This window comes from Pseudomonas sp. 2024-210 (assembly GCF_045062345.1).
Lineage (GTDB): Bacteria > Pseudomonadota > Gammaproteobacteria > Pseudomonadales > Pseudomonadaceae > Aquipseudomonas.
The window spans coordinates 227,713-248,165 of record NZ_JBJGEJ010000003.1 but is presented as its reverse complement, the minus strand read 5'-3'; the positions used below and the strand labels follow the sequence as shown (position 1 = coordinate 248,165).

At 55.9% G+C, this 20,453-nt stretch carries 19 protein-coding genes; 11 read left to right on the top strand and 8 right to left on the bottom strand.

Going from position 1 to position 20,453, the window contains the following annotated elements; genetic code table 11:
- Window positions 1-46: 46 nt before the first annotated feature.
- The 4 genes from ACI7MX_RS05850 to ACI7MX_RS05835 form a co-directional block, all read right to left on the bottom strand.
- Window positions 47-1,177, bottom strand: coding sequence for an RHS repeat-associated core domain-containing protein (locus tag ACI7MX_RS05850; RefSeq protein ID WP_405584174.1), 1,131 nt, complete (start codon window positions 1,175-1,177; stop codon window positions 47-49).
- 152 nt (window positions 1,178-1,329) lie between these two features.
- Window positions 1,330-2,112: a MetQ/NlpA family ABC transporter substrate-binding protein gene (locus ACI7MX_RS05845; RefSeq protein WP_405584177.1), complete on the bottom strand. Its 783-nt coding sequence runs from the start codon at window positions 2,110-2,112 to the stop codon at window positions 1,330-1,332.
- A 138-nt stretch (window positions 2,113-2,250) separates the two neighbouring features.
- Entirely contained in the window at window positions 2,251-3,147 is an 897-nt protein-coding gene (locus ACI7MX_RS05840; RefSeq protein ID WP_314482888.1) for a sigma 54-interacting transcriptional regulator, read from the bottom strand.
- Between the two features lie 49 nt (window positions 3,148-3,196).
- Window positions 3,197-3,778 carry an alpha/beta hydrolase gene (locus ACI7MX_RS05835; RefSeq protein WP_314482891.1) on the bottom strand — a complete coding sequence of 194 codons (582 nt, stop codon included), beginning with the start codon at window positions 3,776-3,778 and terminating at the stop codon, window positions 3,197-3,199.
- Between the two features lie 267 nt (window positions 3,779-4,045).
- Here ACI7MX_RS05835 and rpiA point away from each other — a divergent pair, with 267 nt between their 5' ends.
- Window positions 4,046-4,717, top strand: coding sequence for a ribose-5-phosphate isomerase RpiA (gene rpiA, locus ACI7MX_RS05830; RefSeq protein WP_405584182.1), 672 nt, complete (start codon window positions 4,046-4,048; stop codon window positions 4,715-4,717).
- Between the two features lie 214 nt (window positions 4,718-4,931).
- On the opposite strand, the gene yihA is transcribed toward rpiA, so the two are convergent.
- Entirely contained in the window at window positions 4,932-5,585 is a 654-nt protein-coding gene (gene yihA, locus ACI7MX_RS05825; RefSeq protein ID WP_314482896.1) for a ribosome biogenesis GTP-binding protein YihA/YsxC, read from the bottom strand.
- Between the two features lie 463 nt (window positions 5,586-6,048).
- Between yihA and ACI7MX_RS05820 the strand changes: the two genes are divergently transcribed.
- From ACI7MX_RS05820 to ACI7MX_RS05800, 5 genes are all read left to right on the top strand, one after another.
- Window positions 6,049-6,669 (top strand): c-type cytochrome, encoded by a 621-nt coding sequence (locus tag ACI7MX_RS05820; protein ID WP_314482897.1) that lies wholly within the window; start codon window positions 6,049-6,051, stop codon window positions 6,667-6,669.
- Window positions 6,670-6,867: 198 nt separating this feature from the next.
- A complete protein-coding gene (gene dsbA, locus ACI7MX_RS05815; protein ID WP_314482898.1) occupies window positions 6,868-7,515 on the top strand; it encodes a thiol:disulfide interchange protein DsbA in 648 nt (215 codons plus the stop codon).
- A 15-nt stretch (window positions 7,516-7,530) separates the two neighbouring features.
- The gene (locus tag ACI7MX_RS05810; RefSeq protein ID WP_405584186.1) at window positions 7,531-8,409 is read left to right on the top strand and encodes an endonuclease/exonuclease/phosphatase family protein; all 879 of its coding nucleotides are present in this window, start codon (window positions 7,531-7,533) and stop codon (window positions 8,407-8,409) included.
- The gene (locus ACI7MX_RS05805; protein ID WP_405584189.1) at window positions 8,406-10,394 is read left to right on the top strand and encodes a GGDEF domain-containing protein; all 1,989 of its coding nucleotides are present in this window, start codon (window positions 8,406-8,408) and stop codon (window positions 10,392-10,394) included. The genes ACI7MX_RS05810 and ACI7MX_RS05805 overlap by 4 nt, the downstream gene beginning before the upstream one ends.
- 76 nt (window positions 10,395-10,470) lie before the next feature.
- Window positions 10,471-11,253, top strand: coding sequence for an N-acetylmuramoyl-L-alanine amidase (locus ACI7MX_RS05800; protein WP_314482903.1), 783 nt, complete (start codon window positions 10,471-10,473; stop codon window positions 11,251-11,253).
- A 13-nt stretch (window positions 11,254-11,266) separates the two neighbouring features.
- Here ACI7MX_RS05800 and ACI7MX_RS05795 read toward each other — a convergent pair whose 3' ends face one another.
- Together ACI7MX_RS05795 and algB are read right to left on the bottom strand one after the other, a co-directional pair.
- Window positions 11,267-13,054, bottom strand: coding sequence for an ATP-binding protein (locus tag ACI7MX_RS05795; protein WP_405584192.1), 1,788 nt, complete (start codon window positions 13,052-13,054; stop codon window positions 11,267-11,269).
- 10 nt (window positions 13,055-13,064) lie between these two features.
- Window positions 13,065-14,411, bottom strand: coding sequence for a sigma-54-dependent response regulator transcription factor AlgB (gene algB, locus ACI7MX_RS05790; protein ID WP_314482907.1), 1,347 nt, complete (start codon window positions 14,409-14,411; stop codon window positions 13,065-13,067).
- 420 nt (window positions 14,412-14,831) lie between these two features.
- Here algB and ACI7MX_RS05785 point away from each other — a divergent pair, with 420 nt between their 5' ends.
- The 5 genes from ACI7MX_RS05785 (at window position 14,832) to ACI7MX_RS05765 (ending at window position 19,100) form a co-directional block, all read left to right on the top strand.
- A complete protein-coding gene (locus tag ACI7MX_RS05785; protein WP_314482909.1) occupies window positions 14,832-15,131 on the top strand; it encodes a hypothetical protein in 300 nt (99 codons plus the stop codon).
- An 86-nt stretch (window positions 15,132-15,217) separates the two neighbouring features.
- Entirely contained in the window at window positions 15,218-15,382 is a 165-nt protein-coding gene (locus ACI7MX_RS05780; protein WP_122786217.1) for a DUF1328 domain-containing protein, read from the top strand.
- 2 nt (window positions 15,383-15,384) lie between these two features.
- Entirely contained in the window at window positions 15,385-15,849 is a 465-nt protein-coding gene (locus ACI7MX_RS05775) for an inhibitor of vertebrate lysozyme family protein (protein ID WP_314482913.1), read from the top strand.
- A gap of 600 nt (window positions 15,850-16,449) precedes the next feature.
- Window positions 16,450-17,769 (top strand): glutamate/aspartate:proton symporter GltP, encoded by a 1,320-nt coding sequence (gltP, locus tag ACI7MX_RS05770; RefSeq protein WP_314482916.1) that lies wholly within the window; start codon window positions 16,450-16,452, stop codon window positions 17,767-17,769.
- A 101-nt stretch (window positions 17,770-17,870) separates the two neighbouring features.
- Window positions 17,871-19,100, top strand: a complete 1,230-nt coding sequence (locus ACI7MX_RS05765; protein WP_314482920.1) for a nucleoside recognition domain-containing protein — start codon at window positions 17,871-17,873, stop codon at window positions 19,098-19,100.
- Between the two features lie 93 nt (window positions 19,101-19,193).
- Here ACI7MX_RS05765 and ACI7MX_RS05760 read toward each other — a convergent pair whose 3' ends face one another.
- Window positions 19,194-20,447, bottom strand: coding sequence for a c-type cytochrome (locus tag ACI7MX_RS05760; protein ID WP_405584199.1), 1,254 nt, complete (start codon window positions 20,445-20,447; stop codon window positions 19,194-19,196).
- Window positions 20,448-20,453 lie beyond the last annotated feature (6 nt).

The following is a 20,453-nucleotide window of genomic DNA, read 5'->3' as shown; positions in this document are numbered from 1 at the left end:
TGGCGCTGGCCTTGAACTGAAGTAGCGGGTTTAGTGTAGGGCCAGGTCAAATTGAATCGCGTCTAATGAGACCGCTTTTGGTGGTTATTTGATTTTTGCTGCTCGGTAGCGATCTGAAGATCATTTCGTTTTGCCTCACGATAACGTCTTGCAGGAGTTGGCTCTGGGACGGTGCTGAGGCAAGCGTATTTGAGCCACTGTAATTGGATGACGTTTCCGACCCTGATGATGTGGAGGACAGGGGCGTTTCAACTGTAGAGTGGCTGCTCGAAGAGTTACTTATATTTGAATTTGAATTCGAATTTGAACCGATTTTAACATTGGCAAGCTTCCTCTGACGCCGAGCGTTCACCACACCGAGGCGGGTACCAAATGCGGATAGTCCAAACCCAGATAGGGCCAGAATTGTACTCGCAATAACCATTCCACTTTTACCCGAGTCTTCTCCCGAGGCCCCCATTGAAAGTCGGGTAACCCCGATCAAACCACCTGCAATGGTCAACGCTGAGCCGGCGACCTTAGTAGCCACAACGGTACTGAGCCTGGCAGTTTTCATTGCACGCGCGGCTTTTAGAGTCGCATACATCCCGAGCCCGCCCCCTAATACACCTACCACGCCCAGGCCAGCTATAAGAATATCGTTGATAGAAGCCCGGCCACTCGGATCGGATCGGTTAACAGGGTCTGCGGCGCAATAAGCGTAGGCATTCAGGCCTCCCGCATCGAAAGGACTCAACTGGTCCGGGCTGTTGAAGCGCATCAAATGCGGGTTATAAGCACGATGGCCTTGACCCAAATGATAGTGCCCGGTGAGCGGGTCAGGACGCTCGCCATTAAAGCCCGGTAAACCTTGCGCCCCTTCCTGAATGTGATGATGCCCGAAAGGCGTGAACGCTTGAGTGTGTACAGTTGAAAGGCTCACTGAATGTAAAACACTGCACTGGCGGTTGGCGCTCAAAAGCATTGTCTCGCACGACTGATTGTCAATGCACGTCTGCGCCAGCAATTGGTTTTGAACGTGCATCAACGAACGCGATACCCCCCCTTCCGTCTCGGTAATCAGACGCTCGCGATTATAGAAAAACTGCTCATGTTTTTTTTGCCCTGAGCGTGCCTCCGTAAGCCGGTCAAGCGGGTCGTAGGCATAGGTTTTTATCAAGCTGTTTTTTTTGGCCATGATGGCGACTCCTCACGTAATAGAGCTGTAGAGTCGACCTCTGACCAATAATTGACTACCTGTTGAAAAGGGCAGGTAGTTTTTTGCAGGCAATAAAAAACGCCGACAGCATTAATAATGCGGTCGGCGTTTTCAGTGACGCGCGGGTTAATTTAGAACGCCGGGAACACTGCGCCGTCGTATTTTTTGGCAATAAATTCTTTTACTTCAGGGCTGGTCAACGCCTTGGCCAGTTTTTGGATTGCAACGCTGTCCTTGTTATCGGGGCGAGCCACCAGGAAGTTGACGTATGGCGAATCCGCGCCCTCGATAACCAGTGCATCTGTGCTCGGTTTCAGACCGGCATCCAGTGCGTAATTAGTGTTGATCATGTCCAGATCAACCTGGTCGAGTACGCGCGGCAGCATGGCAGATTCAAGTTCTTTGAACTTGAAGTTGCGCGGGTTCTTGGCGATGTCCCTTGGCGTAGAAACAGCGTTGGTCGGGTCTTTGAGTTCGATCAAACCGGCTTTTTGCAGAAGAATCAAAGCACGGCCGCTGTTGCTGCCTTCATTAGGGATGGCGATCGTTGCGCCATCTGGCAGTTCAGCCAGACTTTTGTATTTTTTCGAGTAGCCACCGAACGGCTCAACGTGAACGCCGATGACTGTTTCCAGATCAGTGCCTTTGCCTTTATTGAAGCTGTCCAGGTACGGCTTTGTCTGAAAATAGTTGGCGTCCAGGTGCTTCTGATCGAGCTGCACATTGGGCTGCACGTAATCAGTGAATACTTTAATTTCCAGGTCAACGCCTTCTTTGGCGAGGGTCGGCTTGATCAGCTCAAGGATTTCGGCGTGCGGAACCGGGGTCGCAGCCACTACCAGTTTTTCGCCCGCTTGCGCCAGGCCTGCCGTTAAAGCAGCCGCCAATGCGGTAAACAACAGAACCTTTTTCATGCAATGCCCTTACGTGAGTGACCGCTTGAGTGACGGTTTTTTTTGGAAGACGAAGCGGACAATACCGAGAATCTTTATTCCCGAACAATAATATTTATTCAGCTTCTTATTCCATTTAGTTCACTTGCCTTTTGTCGTTCAAGTCAGCAGTTTTTTCAGCGCCGCCAATTCCTGCGGCGTCGCCCCTTGCACGAAGGCCGCCATCTGGCTGAGCGAATCAGGCAGGTTTAAATGCTCGGGCAAAATCTCATCGCCCGTGCTCACCAGCAACGCAAAATGAATCACATTTTCCAACTCCCGGGTATTACCGGGCCAACTATGGCGTTCCAGCACACGCTGCGCGCTGTCACTGATAAACGGCACCGGTAAATTCAAACGCTGGCTGTAGATACCCAAGAAGTACTCGGCCAACGACATGATATCGCCCACTCGCTCACGCAACGCCGGCAAGTCAAGACGGCCCTCGCTGAGGTAGTGGTACAAACGTTCGTGGAACTTGCCGGCCTTCACTGCTTGCGCCAGATCGATGCTGGTAGCGGCCACCAAACGCACATCCACCGGATTGGGGTGGTGGGCCCCGACTCGCGTCACTTCATGCGTTTCAAGCGCGGCCAGCAGTTTGACCTGAATGGCCTGTGGCAAATCGCCGATTTCATCCAAGTACAAGGTGCCGCCATTGGCGGAGCCGAACCACCCCGCGCGGCTGCTGGCCGAACTGGTGTGCGCCCCCGGGGCGTAGCCAAACAGCTCCGCATCGGCGTAAGTAGGGCTGATGGCCCCGCAATTCACTGAGACAAACAGCCCGGTCCGGTCGCTGGCACGGTGAATGTGTCGGGCGAGCAGTTCTTTGCCACTGCCGGTTTCTCCGCGTATCAACACGGGCAGCGCACGCGCCGCCAAACGCTCCAGGTCGTCGCGCAACTGACGCGAGCGCGGGTCGACAAACACCAGAGCCTTGGCGCGGATGCTCAGGGGGCTTTTTTCAGCGTCGGGAAAGGTCAGCAATGGCTGGCCAAAGGTTTCGTGCAGGCTCATGGCAGGCTCCCGCCCGCCGCCGGAGGGTGGGCGCGGGCGTTACTAAAAATTACGCGCGGCGCAGGGCGTCGTGCTCGATGCGGGTTTGCAGGAGGTACAGGTAAGCGAACCCTTGCTCCCAGCGTTGATGCCCGGATTTGACGTTGATGTGACCGGCACCGCTGATAATTCCGATCTTGGCGCCCCATTGCTGAGCGAACTCCATTGCCCGGGGGGCGCTGACGGCTGCGTCGTTGTCGGAGCTGACAATCTGGCTGGGAAACGGCAACCTTTGGCCAGGGATCGGTGCAAAGTTACGCAAGGCCGGGACGCAGGCAGGACGCTCGACATCGGCCGGGGCGACCAGCAAAGCCCCGCGTACCTGACTCAGCTGGCTGGCAGGCGCACGCTGGGCCCAATGCGCGACGGTGATGCAGCCCAAGCTATGGGCAATCAGGATGACCGGTGTGTTGTCGCAGGCGATGGCCTCGGCGAGTGCTGCAATCCAGTCTTCAAGGCGCGGCGTCAGCCAGTCGGCCTGCTCCACACGGGCACTGTTCGGCAAGCTGTTTTGCCAGTGGGTTTGCCAATGATCGTCAGACGAACCTTGCCAGCCCGGCACTATCAAATAGCGAATCGACTCGTTTCCCATGGGGGGCGCCTCCTGCTGTAGGGGTGTTACCAAGCCAGTATAGGGACGCTTTTTAGATTCGCTAAGGAATAAGAAGCTATTTGTTAATAACTAAAAAGCAGGTTGTTGCGTGTGATACGCCCTTCATCAATAGGGGAATGCCATCAATGGCGAAGATTTCACAGGTTCTGTGGATAACAGCCAATCAGCACCCATTGGGGCATTTGATCCCGTGCACATCACCGTATAATGCGCACTTTCTGTTTCCAGTCCCGCTCCGGAGCCCGTATGACCCAAGATCAACTCAAACAGGCCGTTGCCCAGGCTGCTGTCGACTTCATCCTTCCAAAACTGGATGACAAGAGCGTCGTGGGTGTCGGTACCGGCTCCACGGCGAATTGCTTCATTGACGCCTTGGCAGTGCACAAAGGTGCATTCGACGGCGCCGTGGCCAGTTCTGAAGCGACTGCTGCACGCCTCAAAGGTCACGGTATTCCCGTGTACGAATTGAACACCGTCAGTGACCTGGAGTTTTACGTTGATGGGGCCGATGAAAGCGACGAGCACCTGAATTTGATCAAAGGCGGGGGCGCAGCTCTGACCCGCGAGAAGATCGTTGCGGCGGTGGCCAAAACATTTATCTGCATCGCGGATGCCAGCAAGCTGGTGCCTGTGTTGGGTGCATTCCCGTTGCCGGTAGAAGTGATTCCCATGGCCCGCAGCCACGTGGCCCGCGAGCTGGTCAAACTGGGCGGTGACCCGGTTTACCGTGAGGGCGTGGTGACAGACAACGGCAATATCATCCTCGACGTGTTCAACATGCAGATCACCAATCCGGTAGAACTCGAACGTCAAATCAACAACATTGTGGGTGTTGTCACCAATGGGCTCTTTGCTGCCCGCTCGGCTGATTTGCTGCTGCTGGGCACTCCTGAGGGCGTCAAAACCCTCAGCAAGTAACCCGCAGGACTTCGCCTTTGAGGCGAAATTTTTCCGCCTCAAGGAACTAAATCTGTCCAACACGACTCAGATTTTTTGAATGGCTGATGAAGCCCTTCAATGCTCCTAATGTTGTGTTAAGTGTTGGCAGATGGCTGGACCTAGCGGTCCAGCACTTGAACCCCGAACTTCTCCCCCCAATACGAAGTCCGGGGTTTTTTTTGCCTGCAATTTCTTACTCTGCGGCCTCTTCAACCAGTTCTTCGCCCTTGTTGGGCAGCTCCATCCAGCGAGCCAGCACGGTGTAAGCCTCTTCAAGGCCCATGCGCTTGGGTGTGGAGAACAACTGGATGGTGACTGCATCGCCCCACTGTTTGCGAATATCAGACTGTATTTTGAGCAGCGTATTTTTTGCGGCGCCGTACGTCAGTTTGTCTGCCTTGGTGAGCAAAATATGCATCGGCATGCCGCTGGAAACTGTCCAGTCGAGCATCAGCAGGTCGAAATCAGTCATTGGATGACGGATGTCCATCATCAAAATCACGCCTTTAAGGCTTTCGCGGCTGCCGAAATAGGCTTCAAGGTGACGCTGCCAGTGCAGCTTCAACGGGATCGGCACCTTGGCGTAACCGTAGCCCGGCAAGTCAACCAGGCGGCGTTCTTCGTCCAGCTTGAAGAAGTTCAGCAACTGAGTACGACCCGGCGTTTTCGAGGTGCGGGCCAAGCTGGCGTGGGTCAAAGTGTTGAGTGCGCTGGACTTGCCGGCGTTGGAGCGCCCGGCAAAAGCGACTTCATAACCTTCGTCGTCAGGGCATTGCTCCACTTTGGCAGCGCTGAGCATAAAGGTAGCCTGTTGGCACAGACCGAGAATGGGGTTCTTGAGTTGCATGGGATTTCCGATGTGAGCGGCGTCAGGAAGGGACGCGGCGAGCGTGTCGTTTCCGTTTCAGTGGCGCCAGTATATAATGCCGCAGATTTTGTGTGTGCTTTGTCCCAGCGCAGGATGAAGTACGCGGAAGCTAAAACCAGGTTGCGCATTAGAACGCAGCCAGCTCCCCGTGTCTTGATGCCATTTGTCAGCATTCAGGCTACACCGCAATCGAAGACCGTGTTCAACCGCGTTAAATTGTTTGCCATACAGGTTTGCCTGTAGCCCTTTAACCGGCGCACGCCATGTTCCAGCACGGCATGCAGACGCTGTTACAGCGCGTGACTCGGGGTTTCAAGGCGATGCCGCCGCGTGAAGTGTGTGCATGGACCGCTGTGCCGAGGATTACCGAAGATTCATCCTCTGGATGACGGAGTAAGCCCGGCCACAACTCTTTAACCCTTAGCCGTAGTTGGATTAGCTGATGAGCAAATTATTCGTGAGTCTGCTGTTGACCTTGGGCGTGACCGGTATGGCTCAAGCGGCAAGTGCCGCCATTGTGGGCGATGCATCAGCCGGTCAGGCAAAAACCGCCGTATGCGGTGCCTGTCATGGCCCGGACGGCAATAGCGCGGCCCCAAACTTTCCAAAACTCGCAGGGCAAGGTGAGCGCTACCTGCTCAAGCAACTGACCGACATCAAGGATGGCAAGCGTCAGGTGCTGGAAATGACTGGCCAGCTGACCAACCTGAGCGATCAGGATCTTGCGGATATTGCCGCTTACTATGCGCAACAGAAAAATTCGGTCGGCGCTGCTGACCCGGCGCTGGTTGCCCGGGGTCAAGCCTTGTTCCGCGGGGGAGACTTGAGTAAAGGCCTGCCCGCCTGCACGGGTTGCCATTCCCCGGATGGCGTGGGCAATGCCGCTGCCGGTTTCCCACATCTGGGCGGCCAACACGCCGATTACATTGAGAAACAGCTAATCGGTTTTCGCGAAGGCGACCGCACCAATGACGGCGACACAATGACCATGCGCAGCATTTCAGCCAAGCTGAGTAACAAGGACATCAAGGCGCTGGCCAGTTACATTCAAGGTCTGCACTGAAGCTTGAACGGTCGTCAACGCCCAAGGCCGGTGCTTTTGGCGACGTTAACGATCGTTTAATGTATGACTGTGAACCTGAAAGGGCAGCTTAGGCTGCCCTTTTTCGTAGCATCTACCGCTACACTACCGAACTCAAGTTACAACGGGCCTGTCAGACAGGTCACGTTGAAGCGACCTCACGATGTCCAGGAGTAAAGCATGCGTAACCTGATTCTCAGCGCCGCTCTCGTCAGTGCCACCCTGTTTGGCATGACCGCTCACGCTGCTGATGTACCGCTCGAAGCGGGTAAAACATACATTGAGCTGAGCAACGCTGTACCCGTTGCCGTGCCCGGCAAAATCGAAGTGGTAGAGCTGTTCTGGTATGGCTGCCCCCATTGCTACGCGTTTGAACCTGTCGTTAACCCTTGGGCTGAGAAACTGCCTTCCGACGTGAATTTTGTTCGCCTGCCCGCCATGTTTGGCGGCCCTTGGGACGCACACGGTCAAATGTTCCTGACCCTTGAAGCCATGGGTGTTGAGCACAAGGTTCATGCGGCGGTTTTCAACGCCATCCAGAAAGAAGGCAAGCGTCTGACCGACAAGGCCGAAATGGCTGATTTCCTGGCCACTCAGGGCGTCGATAAAGAAAAATTCCTGCAGACCTTCGACTCGTTTGCGATCAAGGGTCAGATTGCCAAAGCCAAAGATCTCGCTAAAAAATATGAGATTTCGGGTGTGCCGACCATGGTCGTTGACGGCAAATACCGCTTTGATCTCGGCACGGCAGGTGGCCCTGAGCAGGCGTTGAACGTTGCTGATCAATTGATCGCCAAAGAACGCGCAGCAAAAACGGCTAAAAACTAAGCGGCGCCCTCCTCTATGCGCCGCTGGAGAAGCGAACGAATCGTTGGTCTGCACGAAGCGCAGGTCAATGAGGATCATCTGGCGACCTGCGGGTTGCCGGATGACCGACGTTTACGGTTGCTCAGTTTCAATATTCAGGTCGGTAACAGCACGCAAAGTTACCGCCATTATCTGACCCGTAGTTGGCAGCACGTGCTGCCACACAAAGGGCGGACGAGTAATCTGGATAAAATTGGCGATTTGCTGAGCGACTTTGATCTGGTGGCATTGCAAGAAGCGGATGGCGGCAGCCATCGATCTGGCTACGTCAATCAGGTGAAGTACCTCGCCCAGCAGGGCGAATTCCCCTATTGGTATCAACAACTCAATCGCAACCTCGGACGCTTGGCCCAGCATAGCAACGGCGTGCTCAGCCGGCTGCGTCCTTCAGCGATTGAGGATCATCCCCTGCCCGGCCCTGCGGGCCGTGGTGCCATTCTGGTGCGCTTTGGTGAAGGTGCAGACGCGCTGGCTGTGGTGATCATGCACTTGGCGCTGGGCACCAAAACCCGAACGCTGCAACTGGCCTATATTCGCGAGCTGGTGAGCGGCTATCAGCATCAAGTGCTGATGGGCGATATGAATACCCATGCCGCAGACCTGTTACAAACGTCCCCTTTGCGCGACCTCGGTTTGCTGGCGCCACAACTGGAGGCCACTTTCCCCAGCTGGCGGCCACAACGTTGCCTTGACCATATTTTGCTCAGTCCCAGCCTGACACTTGAACGCGTGCAGGTATTGGATCAACCCATTTCTGACCATTTGCCTGTGGCGGTTGATATACGCCTGCCCGGTTCTGTGGGCGTCGATTCGTTGCCCGTGGCAAGCCCGACCGGCAATGAGCCCCTTGCATGACCGCCGACGACGCTGAGCGCTGGAAAGAAAAGTACCTCAAAAGTATCGAGCAACACGAAAAGCTTGAGCGGCGCTGGAATGCCCGCTTTGACTTGCTGCGCCGTGGCTTGGTACGCAGCACGCTGGCCGCCGAGGGTACAGACCGTACCGTCGACCAGTGCATGAAAGAGATGCGCGAAGCCGTGCGCACGGATGACATGGACGCTGCGCTGGCGGCTTTGCTGCCGCGCCTCGAAAAGGCCGTGCTCGATTCCGAGCAGCGTCGCGAAACCCGTGTCGAGCAAATCAGCACCGCGCTCACTGCCCTGGTCACCCAGTTGCAAGCCATGCCGCTGCCCCGAGAAGTCAGCAAGCCGCTAAAGGCGTTTGCCAAGCAGCTCGACAGCCGGGTGACCCAGACGCGCGAAATCCCCCTGTTGCTTGGCGAACTCAGCCAGTTGCAAGGTTTGGTACTGGGACGGCAAGTACACGAGTCTGAGCCCGTCAAGCCAGGGTTGTTTCAACGGCTGTTCGGGGCTGATGGCAGGCAAACGAGGCCGCCCGAACTTGCTCCATTGCTTGAAGTCGCCTCACCTCGGCCCACTGCTTGCGGGGACCCCGGCGAGCCTTTACGGGTTGTTGACGACGGGCAGCAACCCGCTGTTGAAGATGGTCACACGTCTTTGGACGTTGAGCAGCCGCCTGAGCAGCGGTTGGCGGAGCCAGAGATACGTGCACCTGAAACCTGTATTGAACACGCTTCAAAGGGCGCACGAGAGCCTGATACGCCGCAAAGTGACGCCGCACGTAGCCTGCCTGAAGATCAGAGCGACATCGCCTCCATTGAGATCGCCGAAGCTTGTGCCCCAGCCGATTCAGATACCGGGTATGCCTTGCCAGAAACCCCTGAGCCGTCCTATAGCTCGGTTGCGGTGCATATTGAGTCCACACTGCTCGGGTTACTCAGCGACCTGTCGCTGCCCGAGCACCATCGGCCGCAAGCGCAAGCTTTGCAATTACGTCTCGAAAAAGGCCTTAACTGGTACGAATTGCTGCCTATTCTCGACGATCTGGCCGTGTTGATGTTAGCCGTGACCGACAGTGGCCAGCATGAATTCGAGGCTTACCTCAAGCAGCTCGATGGGCGTCTTGAGGTCATCCAGAACAACCTGCAAGCGGCGAGTGAAGGTCACGCAGAAGGTCGCAGTGCAGCGGCTGACCTGCATGACCAGTTGCGCGAACACGTCGACGGGTTGCAAAGCAGCCTGCACGACGCCGTCGACCTGCCGAGCCTTAAGCATTTATTGGATAATCGTCTTGAAGGGCTGCTCGGCACGCTGAACCAGCACCGCCAGCAACGGGACGCGCGCGAACAAGAAGTCGCGGTGCATCTGCATGGGCTGGCCGAGCGCGTGGTGCAAATGGAACAGCAGGCCCAAAGTTACCGAGACCACTTGGAAGAACAACGCAAGAAAGCCCTGATCGACCCGCTGACCGGTTTGCCTAATCGTGCCGCCTGGGCCGAGCGGCTGGCGCTGGAAGTTGCCCATTGGCAGACTCGCGGCAACCCCCTGCTGATCGCCATGCTCGACCTTGATCATTTCAAACGCATCAATGATGGTTACGGTCATCTGGCGGGTGACAAGGTGCTCAAAATCATCGCGGCACAACTGCGCAAACACCTGCGGGCGGGCGACTTTATGGCCCGGTTTGGTGGCGAAGAGTTTGTGCTGTTAATGCCCGGTACTGCGCTGGCTGAGGGCATTGCACTCGCCGAAAAATTGCGGGCTGCAATCGAGGCCTGCCCGTTCCATTTCAAAGGCGAGCCGGTCACCATCACCGTATCAATCGGTGTCTCAGCGTTCAAAGCGGGCGATCGGGGCGAACAGGTGCTCAAACGGGCTGACGAAGCGCTCTATCAGGCTAAATACAAAGGCCGAAATTGTGTTGAGTCGATTTCAGACAAGGCTGTGCAGCCCTCAGATGAACAGGGCACTGCGTTATAAAGGCATGCGGTGTCAGATACAGACAGGATCAGTAAGGTATGCTGGCCCATTAACATTTTCCTGTGTGGCCTCTGCCATGAAATTACCTGCGCTTCTCATGTCTCTTGCACTGCTGGCTGGCTGCGCCAGCGGCCCTCGTATGGATACCAGCCATCCTTCGGCCAATCAGGACAGTCGTGTGCAGTTTGTGGTGCTTCATTACACCTCGACCTCCCTTGAGCATTCTTTGCAATTGCTGACGACAGGCCCGGTCAGCAGCCATTATTTGATTGGCGATGCACCGCCCACGATTTACAAGCTGGTGGATGAAAACCAGCGGGCCTGGCACGCGGGTGAAAGCCAATGGAAAGGACGTACCTGGCTCAACTCCAGTTCCATCGGTATCGAAATCGTCAATAAAGGCTATCGAGATACGCCAAGCGGGCGAGTTTGGTACCCCTACACCGAAGGGCAGATTCAAGCACTGATCGCGCTACTCAAGGACATTTCGACGCGCTACAAAATTGATCCGCAAAATATTATTGGCCACAGTGATATTGCGCCACTGCGCAAGCTTGATCCCGGCCCGCTATTTCCGTGGAAGCGATTGGCACAAGCGGGCTTTGGTGTCTGGCCAAATGAACAGGCCGTTGCCCGCGAGCAAGCACGATTTGCCAGCGAGATGCCTAGCATCACCTGGTTTCAGCAACAGTTAGCGTTATTGGGCTACGAAACGCCGCAGACGGGGGAACTGGATGTGGCCACCCGTCATGTACTGGCTGCCTTTCAGATGCATTTCCGTCCCTCGAAATTCGATGGCACGCCCGATGCTGAAAGTGCAGCCATTTTGAACGTGCTCAACACCCAAAAAAGCCGATGAATTGACGCACAGGTTATAGCGCCAGGGCCATGTAGAACTGCGTGCCCTGGCCCGGGCGGGAGTACACGCCAATGCGGCCGCCATGCAGCTGCACAATCTCTTTGCACAGCGCCAGGCCAAGCCCTGCACCGCCTTTTTTACGGCCTACCTGAACGAAGGGCTCGAATATGCGCCCTTGTTGGCCATAGGCAATGCCTTCGCCATTGTCTTCGATACTGATAATGACTCGCTCGCCATGACGTCGTGCTTGTAGCCGGATTTGCCCGCCGCTTGGGGTATGCCGCAGAGCGTTTTCCACCAAATTATCCAGCACTCGATCCAGTTGCGCTCGGTCGGCGTTAAGCGCTGGCAACGGTACTGGCAGGTCGATCTGGATCTCTATCAGCTTGCCCGCGGCCTCTACGGCGAAACGTTCGCGTGTGTCTTTGAGCATTTGCTCAATGTCGCAAGGTGCCACCGACAACTTTTGCATGCCGTTTTGATAACGGGAGAAATTCAGCAAATCATTGATGAGCTGCATGAGCCGCTGCATTTCTTCGCTGACTGTGTTTAACAAGTCCAGCTCACGGGATTGCGGGTCAAAGCGCGCGCGCTCCATAAAAAGCCCAAAGGCCATATGCATGCCTGTCACCGGTGTTCGTAATTCATGAGACGCCCGCAGCACAAATTCACTGCGCACACGCTCAAACGCGCGCTGCTCGGTCACATCATGCAGCACCATGACTGCGCCCAGAATGGGGCCTTTAGGTTGACTTACCGGTGTGAGGCTGTAGGTCAGCAGTCGATTTTCACCTTCAATCACTACGCTCAAATCTTCAGGCGCGCGCTCAAGGCTGCCTCCGCGCAAAACGGTGCGCAGTTGCTGATCCAACTCCGGGCGGCTGAACGCTTCGCCCAGTGATTGACCCTGAAGCGCGTCAGTCAAGGCTAATTGGCGTTGAGCCACCGGATTCAATAATTCCAGGCGTCCTTGCGGATCAACCATCAATAAGCCGTCATCAATACTGTCGAGCACGGCTTGAAGCCGTTGCTGGCCGGCCAGTAACTCATCGACATTAGTCGCCTGATGCTGTCGCAAGGCCTCGGCCATGATTCCGAAGCGCCGTGTCAGCAGGTTCATTTCGGCGGCTGAAGAGAGCGGCAGTACCACTTCAAAGTTGCCCTTGCCTATATTGTCAGCCGCTTTGGCCAGCGCTTCGATGGGTGCACCAAAGCGTCGGGCAATGCCATGAGCGGTAATAAAACCGATGATCAGCACCGCAAGCCCGATCAGCCCCAGCAACAAGGCAATGATCAGCGCGCGGTCACGGGCGGCAGCCTGCGCGTTATAGATGTTGTCGAGTGCTTGGCGATGTTCGGCGATCAAGCCGTTGCGCAACTGATTGAAGCGATTGGTCAGTTCGCTGTCAGAGCTCAGGTCCAAGGTATTACGCTGGGCTTCATCCAGGGCGGTTAAAAAGTTTTCGTAATCGATACGGGCCTGAGCAAAACCGCTGTGCAGATGGTTATTGCGCTCATGCTCAATGCCCTGGTCCAGCAAGGCCAGGTATTGGCGCGTTGCGGCTTGTAAAGCCTGAGGATCCTCGTGGTTGCGCAACAGCAGGATGAGGTGGTCACCCAAGGTTTGACGCAGCTTGAGTCCCAGATCAAGGGTGACGGTGTTATTGCGGATCAATGCTTCCTGGGTCTTGGCCATTTGCATCACGCTGACGACGCCGAGCCCTAGCCCCAGCAGCGCCACCGTGATTAATGCCGAGATACTGAGAAACAGCCTGGTTCGTAACTTGATCGCCAGTTTCATCGCAGCTGGCTCACAAGTTGTACTGCTTGCGCTTGCGGTAGAGCGTAGAAGCATCAATGCCCAAGGTTTTGGCAGCTTGATCCAGCGTCTCACTGGTGGCCAGCACTGCGCCGATGTGGGCTTTTTCCAGTTGGTCGAGGCTCAGTGCCGCGCCGATGCGCGGGGTGTTTGGCACTGTTTGCTCGGCCATGCCCAAGTGGCTGATTTCGACCACCTCTTGAGGGCAAATAATGCTTGCGCGCTCCACCACGTTGCGCAGCTCGCGAATATTGCCCGGCCATCGGTAATTGGCCAGCGCCAGGCGCGCCGCTTCGCTGAACCCTCGGGCCGGGCGGGCATATTCTTTAACGAAGCGTGCCAGAAAGCGGTCGGCCAAGGTCAAGATGTCTTCACTGCGCTCGCGCAGAGGCGGCAGGTGCAAGGTAATGACATTCAGGCGATAGAGCAGATCTTCGCGGAAACGGCCATCACGCACCATGTCTTCAAGATTGAGGTTGGTGGCCGCCAGAATGCGCACATCGGCATTGCGGGTCACGGGGTCACCTACACGCTCATACACCTTGTCCTGAATAAAGCGCAGTAGCTTGGGTTGTAGTGTCAGCGGGAAGTCACCAATTTCGTCCAGGAACAATGTGCCGCCGTCCGCTTGGTTGACCCGGCCCAATGTGCTTTCGCTGGCGCCGGTGAACGCACCTCGGGTGTGACCGAACAGTTCGCTCTCCATCAGTTCGGCGGTCAGTGATGGGCAGTTAATCGTGGTGCACGCTTTTTTGGCCCGTTTGCTCCAACTGTGAATTGCCTTGGCCAGCTCGCCTTTACCCGTGCCGGACTCACCCAAAATCAAAATATTCGCATCCGTAGCGGCCACCTGACGGGCGGTCTCCAGCACCGCCATCATGGCTGGGCTATGGGAGTCGAGCCCATCTTTGGGTTTACGCACCTCACCTTCAAGGGCTTCGAGGCGGGCCGACAGTTGGCGCACTTCCAGCTGTTTGGCGGTGGCCAGGCGCAACTGGTCAGGGCTGCAGGGCTTAACCAGATAATCTGCCGCACCGGCCTGAATAGCATCGACCGCGGTATCGACTGCCGAGTGAGCCGTGACGATCACCACCCGCATCCACGGTGCTTGCGTGCGCATTTGGGCCAGAACATCCAAGCCATTGTCTTCGCCCAGGCGCAAGTCCAGAAAGCACAGGTCAAACACCTGGCGTTGTAACAGCGCTTCGGCCTGCGCCGCGCTGTTGGCTGTGGCGACGGTATAGCCCTCGTCTTCGAGGCAATAGCGAAATGTGCGCAGGATGGCGGACTCGTCGTCGACCAGCAGAATGCGGCCCTGCTTTTCTTTGGCTGATTCCATGTCCGGCCTTCCTCAATAAGTGATCTTCGTTAGTGTCGGAATAATCGGGCAAGTTGCATGATTTTTCAGGATTGTTTGGAGGCTAGCAGGGAAGACGCACCGCTGCATTCCCTAACGTGCTGATTTTGAAGAATTAACTGCGCCTGCCAGATTTTACGTTGAGTGCCTGTCTCGTGTTTACCCAAGGTCTTCATTTATTACACCGCAAGAGTCGTGCAGAACGCACGACCGATCTTTCGGGCATCGTGCAGGATGAGCGTTACTCAGTTCGATAATCGATTGTAAGTCATTGATATATATGTCTTTTTTGTTTTTATAAAAGTTGGCATGTGCCCTGCAATACATAGTTACGAAGTCGTACAGCGGGCTATCGCTGTCGACCTCCCCCTTTATTAACCACTGATTGGCAGGAGTTTGAGCATGAATCGTCAAGGTTTCGCCGGCATGCGTATCTCTTCACGGCATCTTCAACAGGGTCTGTTCGCCAGCCTGACGTTGATGGTGACGCTGATCGGTGGTCAGCAATTCGCTCGCTGGGAGCAAGCCCAGGCGCCTGACGCCGCTTACTCCGTGATTAATAAGCAGCAGAAGCATTTCACCGCGATCAAGTCCAATGCCTTGGTCACCCGGGTGCAGGACGCAGGTCGATTTGATCTGGCTGCGGCTGAAGACACGCAGATTGCAAATTCGCAACCTGCACCGGAACGTTGGGTGTTTTAAGTGTTCACAACCATGAGGCCCTGGTTGGGGTTTCATGTAGCAAGACTGGCTTTACCCCTTTCGCACAGTAAATAAGGAGAATCACCATGTTGAGTTGGGCTATTACCTTCCTGATTATCGCCATCATCGCTGCAGTCTTGGGCTTCGGTGGTATTGCAGGCACCGCGACCGGCATCGCCAAGATTCTCTTTGTCGTGTTCCTGGTAATGTTCGTGGTGTCCTTCATCTTTGGCCGTCGCGGTAAAGGCTGAGTATGTTGAGCCTCTCTTATAAGGCAATGGTTGCCGCCCTGTTGATGGGCGGCAGTGCCATGGCCTTGGCCGATAATGCAGGCCAGTCGTATGCTGACCATTTACTGAATGATCCTGAATATCGGCAGGCGTGGCAGCAGGTCGTGAAAAAGGAAGAGCGCCTTCCTGAGTGGGTGATTAACCTTTCAGGCAGTGCTGAGCAAATGACCGCGGTCATAGAAGATGGCGACAAATACTTGGTCGGCCCTTTATGTGAAACAGCGCAAACGTGCCTTAACAAGCGCCTGATTGTGGCCGTCAGCTTTGACAAGAAACATGCCTACGCGATGTTAGTAGAGGTGCCTGCAGGGTTACCTGCCGACAAGTCACCGACGCGTCATGCCGATTACCGTTTTTTGGGCGAGCCTGATGAAGGTGTTCAGGCCTTGCTTAAAGAGCAGTTGAAGAAAGACCCCAACTGGTATTGATCGCTAACACCGATCAGGCAGCACAGGACGCTGCGATAAGCGGTATAGCGTTTATCGCAGCGCTCTTTCGGGGTGCAAACTGTGCGTTGAAGCCATTCGTTTCAAGCGTTGTCCCCCCTCTCGTATTTCTCCTAATCCCTTCAGCCAATTGATTTTTTTCATTCTGAATGTGGCTTGGACAGGTGTGAGAAACGTCGACCGTATATCGACTATCCGCAAAATCATTTCTTCTGCATTTCCGATTTGTGTTGTCAGATATTTCTGATGGCTGAGGTTGAAATTTAACCGCCAATCGCTACATCAAAGACCTTGAAACAGCCGGTGTACGGCGCTTATGTCGTCTACTATTACCGTTCTAACGTCCAGGTGTATAAGCTCTTGTCTGACAATCCCCATGCCGATTCGGCATAGGGTAGGCGTTTACGGCATTAGACGGTTTACTCCTGCATGGGAATAGTTGCGCCTTTTTTCGCCTGCCAAAGAGCCAGTATGGTTCGTTTTGGGCGACCTTCTACGGGGGTGGATGCATTGGCTTTGTGCGCTTTCTGAGCGCTCTAGCTTGTGCTTCTGCCCGAGTCCACTTGAAGTAAGGGTAATGACATGAAGAAGGCAAAACTTAGCCTCGCCTGGCAGATCCTCATCGGTCTGGTCCTCGGGATTGCAATCGGCGCGCTGCTCAACCATTTCAGTGCTGAAAAGGCCTGGTGGATCAGTAACGTTCTGCAACCTGCTGGCGATATCTTTATCCGTCTGATCAAGATGATCGTGATCCCAATTGTGATTTCTTCACTGGTTGTCGGGATTGCAGGCGTTGGGGATGCGAAGAAGCTTGGTCGTATCGGGTTTAAAACCATCATTTACTTCGAGGTCGTGACCACCATCGCGATTCTGGTCGGTCTGGTGCTTGCCAATGTGGTCCAGCCTGGTGCCGGGATCGACATGAGCACCCTGGGCACGGTCGATATTTCGAAATACGCAGCCACCGCCGCCGAGGTCACCCATGAACATGCGTTCATCGAGACCATCCTTAACCTGATCCCCTCCAACATCTTCGCGGCCATGGCTCGCGGTGAAATGTTGCCGATCATCTTCTTCTCGGTGCTGTTCGGTCTTGGCTTGTCCAGCTTGAACGCTGAGTTGCGCGACCCGCTGGTGAGAACCTTTCAGGGCGTGTCCGAGTCAATGTTCAAAGTGACACACATGATCATGAACTACGCACCCATTGGTGTGTTTGCGCTGATCGCTGTCACCGTGGCCAACTTCGGCTTCGCGTCGCTGGTGCCGCTGGCCAAACTGGTGGTGCTGGTTTACGCCGCCATTCTGTTCTTCGCGTTTGCGGTACTGGGCTTGATTGCAAAGCTGTTCGGCTTCTCTGTGCTCAAGCTGATGCGCATTTTCAAGGACGAACTGGTACTGGCGTACTCCACCGCCAGCTCTGAGACCGTGTTGCCGCGTGTGATCGAGAAGATGGAAGCCTACGGCTGCCCGAAAGCGATCTGTAGCTTTGTGGTGCCGACCGGCTACTCGTTCAACCTTGACGGTTCGACGCTCTACCAAAGCATTGCGGCGATCTTCATCGCCCAGTTGTATGGCATTGACCTGTCGATCAGCCAGCAACTGCTGCTGGTACTGACCTTGATGGTGACCTCTAAAGGCATCGCCGGTGTACCGGGCGTTTCCTTTGTGGTGCTGCTGGCCACCTTGGGCAGTGTCGGTATCCCGCTGGAAGGCCTTGCCTTTATCGCCGGTGTCGACCGTGTCATGGACATGGCCCGTACCGCGTTGAACGTGATTGGTAACGCGTTGGCCGTGCTGGTTATTTCCCGCTGGGAAGGCATGTACGATCAGGCCAAAGGCGAACGTTACTGGAACTCGCTGCCGCACTGGCGCAGCAAGGAAGCCCTGCCAAAAGGCGAATAATCGCTCAAGGCTGCTTCGCTCCCAAACCCCGGACTTGTCCGGGGTTTGTTGTTTCTGGGTTATGGCCGCTATCATTCGCCGTACTTTCTAGGAGTTTTCCGATGCTCAACGGCCTATGGCTCAGCTTTTTTGTCGTCGCTACGGTGTCGGCACTTGCCCAATGGCTTGTGGGTGGCAATGCCGGAATTTTCGCGGCGATGGTGGAAAGCATCTTCGCCATGGCCAAGCTTTCGGTTGAAGTCATGGTGCTGCTGTTCGGTACGCTGACCTTGTGGCTGGGGTTTTTGCGTATTGCCGAGAAGGCCGGGATCGTAGACTGGCTGGGCAGGGCGCTGGGGCCTCTGTTCAAACGCCTCATGCCGGAAGTCCCTTCTGGCCATCCCGCGCTGGGGTTTATTACCTTGAACTTTGCGGCCAATGGTTTAGGTCTGGATAACGCGGCCACGCCGATCGGCCTTAAAGCCATGCGCGCCTTGCAAGAGCTGAATCCCAGCCCGACCAGTGCCAGTAATGCACAAATCCTGTTTCTGGTGCTCAACGCATCATCGCTGACGTTATTGCCGGTCACCATCTTCATGTATCGGGCTCAGCAGGGTGCACCCGACCCGACACTGGTGTTTCTGCCTATTCTGCTGGCGACCAGTGCCTCGACACTTGTTGGCCTGCTCTCGGTGGCCGTTATGCAGCGCTTGCGCCTGTGGGACCCGGTGGTGTTGGCGTACCTCATCCCGGGGGCGTTGATCCTTGGCGGGTTTATGGCATTGCTGGCGAGTTTGTCGGCGGCGGCACTGGCGAGCCTGTCTTCCCTGCTGGGCAACCTGACGCTGTTTGGTTTGATCATGCTGTTTCTGGTGATAGGCGCACTGCGCAAGGTCAAGGTCTACGAAGCATTCGTCGAAGGCGCCAAAGAAGGCTTCGATGTGGCAAAAAACCTGCTGCCTTATCTGGTTGCCATGCTGTGTGCGGTAGGGGTGCTACGGGCTTCGGGGGCGCTGGATTTTGGCCTGGACGGCATTCGTCATGCGGTTGAATGGCTGGGCTGGGACACTCGTTTTGTCGACGCCTTGCCGACCGCGATGGTCAAACCGTTTTCGGGCAGTGCGGCCCGCGCTTTACTGATCGAAACCATGCAGACCCAAGGGGTGGACAGCTTTCCGGCACTGGTGGCGGCGACGGTTCAGGGCAGTACGGAAACCACCTTTTATGTACTGGCCGTGTACTTTGGTGCCGTGGGCATTCAGCGTGCGCGACATGCGGTAGGGTGTGCCTTGCTGGCCGAGTTTGCGGGCGTGGTGGCGGCCATTAGCGTTTGCTACTGGTTCTTTGGCTAACCTGATCTGGCGGGTGTTGGGCTGAGCAGGCAAGCCTGCTCCCACCCCTGGCTCAGCAGGTATTAAAACGGTGGGAGCCCTGGCAAAAGACGGTTAGTCGCGCATGCCCTTAACATCATCCGCCATCACATCGCCGCCCTTGTTGCCCCAACTGGTACGGATGAAATTGACCACATCGGCCACCTCCTGATCCGACAGGCGCCAGTCAAAGGCCGGCATGGTGAAGGTCGAAGGCGCGGTATGGGTGGCGGGCAGTGTTCCACCTTTAAGCACAATATGAATCAGCGAAGTCGGGTCCTCTGATTGCAACACCGGATTACCCGCCAACGCAGGGAATACCCGCTTGTAACCGTTACCGTCGGTTCGATGACACGCGGCGCAGTTGTCGATATACACCGCCGCGCCGCGCTTGCTGTCATCCCCGTTCCATAAGGCATCAGCCACCGCGGGATCGTATTTATGCGGTTTGTCTGCCGGGTCGACGGCAGGCAAGGACTTCAAATAGCGGGCAATGGCTGTCAAATCAGCCTGCGACATGTACTGCATGCTGTGTTCAATCACATCGCTCATGCCACCAAAGACCGCACTGCGGTCGCTGCGCCCCGTCTTCAGGAACTGCACCAGTTGCGCTTCGTCCCAACTGCCGAGTCCATCCTTATGGTCGCCCCGCAGATTTTTCGCGATCCAGCCCTCCAGCGGGGCGCTGCCCGACAAGAATGCGCTGCCGTCGTTGGCACCCAGCGCCTTTTCCTGCATGGTCAGTGCCCGGGGCGTGTGGCAAGCGCCGCAATGTCCAAGCCCTTCCACCAGATAAGCACCACGGCTCACGACTGGATCTTGCCCTGCTACTGGTGTGAAGTCCGCTACCGCGGGCGCAAAGGCCCAACGCCACATCGCCAGAGGCCAGCGCATACTCATCGGCCAGGGAATATCCGAATCTTTGTTGGCTTGAGCGACGGGCTCAACGCCTTTCATAAAGTAGGCATACAGCGCCTGCATATCGGCCTGATTAACCCGCGCATAGGACGGGTAGGGCATGGCCGGATACAAGGTGCTGCCATTTTTGGCAATGCCATGACGCACCGCCTTGTCGAAATCATCAAAGCTGTAAGCCCCGATGCCACTCGGATCAGGGGTGATATTGGTCGAGTAAAGGGTGCCAATCGGGGTTTCCATCGCCAGGCCGCCAGCGAAAGGCTTGCCGCCCTTGACCGTGTGACAGGCCACGCAATCGCCGGCGCGGGCCAGGTATTCGCCTTGCTTGATCAGCGCCTGCGGGTCAACTTCAGCGCCAACCGCCGAGAAACTGCCCAGCAAGGTCAGGGTCGCGATAACAACTGCTTTCATGGTCAT

Coding starts and splice junctions, on each gene's coding strand:
- rpiA (WP_405584182.1), top strand. CDS start 4,046: ATGACCCAAGATCAACTCAAACAGGCCGTTGCCCAGGCTGCTGTCGAC.
- ACI7MX_RS05805 (WP_405584189.1), top strand. CDS start 8,406: ATGACCGCCGACGACGCTGAGCGCTGGAAAGAAAAGTACCTCAAAAGT.
- yihA (WP_314482896.1), bottom strand. CDS start 5,585: ATGCAACTCAAGAACCCCATTCTCGGTCTGTGCCAACAGGCTACCTTT.
- ACI7MX_RS05835 (WP_314482891.1), bottom strand. CDS start 3,778: ATGGGAAACGAGTCGATTCGCTATTTGATAGTGCCGGGCTGGCAAGGT.
- ACI7MX_RS05800 (WP_314482903.1), top strand. CDS start 10,471: ATGAAATTACCTGCGCTTCTCATGTCTCTTGCACTGCTGGCTGGCTGC.
- gltP (WP_314482916.1), top strand. CDS start 16,450: ATGAAGAAGGCAAAACTTAGCCTCGCCTGGCAGATCCTCATCGGTCTG.
- ACI7MX_RS05845 (WP_405584177.1), bottom strand. CDS start 2,112: ATGAAAAAGGTTCTGTTGTTTACCGCATTGGCGGCTGCTTTAACGGCA.
- algB (WP_314482907.1), bottom strand. CDS start 14,411: ATGGAATCAGCCAAAGAAAAGCAGGGCCGCATTCTGCTGGTCGACGAC.
- ACI7MX_RS05820 (WP_314482897.1), top strand. CDS start 6,049: ATGAGCAAATTATTCGTGAGTCTGCTGTTGACCTTGGGCGTGACCGGT.
- ACI7MX_RS05775 (WP_314482913.1), top strand. CDS start 15,385: ATGTTGAGCCTCTCTTATAAGGCAATGGTTGCCGCCCTGTTGATGGGC.
- ACI7MX_RS05840 (WP_314482888.1), bottom strand. CDS start 3,147: ATGAGCCTGCACGAAACCTTTGGCCAGCCATTGCTGACCTTTCCCGAC.
- ACI7MX_RS05850 (WP_405584174.1), bottom strand. CDS start 1,177: ATGGCCAAAAAAAACAGCTTGATAAAAACCTATGCCTACGACCCGCTT.
- ACI7MX_RS05780 (WP_122786217.1), top strand. CDS start 15,218: ATGTTGAGTTGGGCTATTACCTTCCTGATTATCGCCATCATCGCTGCA.
- ACI7MX_RS05760 (WP_405584199.1), bottom strand. CDS start 20,447: ATGAAAGCAGTTGTTATCGCGACCCTGACCTTGCTGGGCAGTTTCTCG.
- ACI7MX_RS05785 (WP_314482909.1), top strand. CDS start 14,832: ATGAATCGTCAAGGTTTCGCCGGCATGCGTATCTCTTCACGGCATCTT.
- ACI7MX_RS05810 (WP_405584186.1), top strand. CDS start 7,531: ATGCGCCGCTGGAGAAGCGAACGAATCGTTGGTCTGCACGAAGCGCAG.
- ACI7MX_RS05795 (WP_405584192.1), bottom strand. CDS start 13,054: ATGAAACTGGCGATCAAGTTACGAACCAGGCTGTTTCTCAGTATCTCG.
- ACI7MX_RS05765 (WP_314482920.1), top strand. CDS start 17,871: ATGCTCAACGGCCTATGGCTCAGCTTTTTTGTCGTCGCTACGGTGTCG.
- dsbA (WP_314482898.1), top strand. CDS start 6,868: ATGCGTAACCTGATTCTCAGCGCCGCTCTCGTCAGTGCCACCCTGTTT.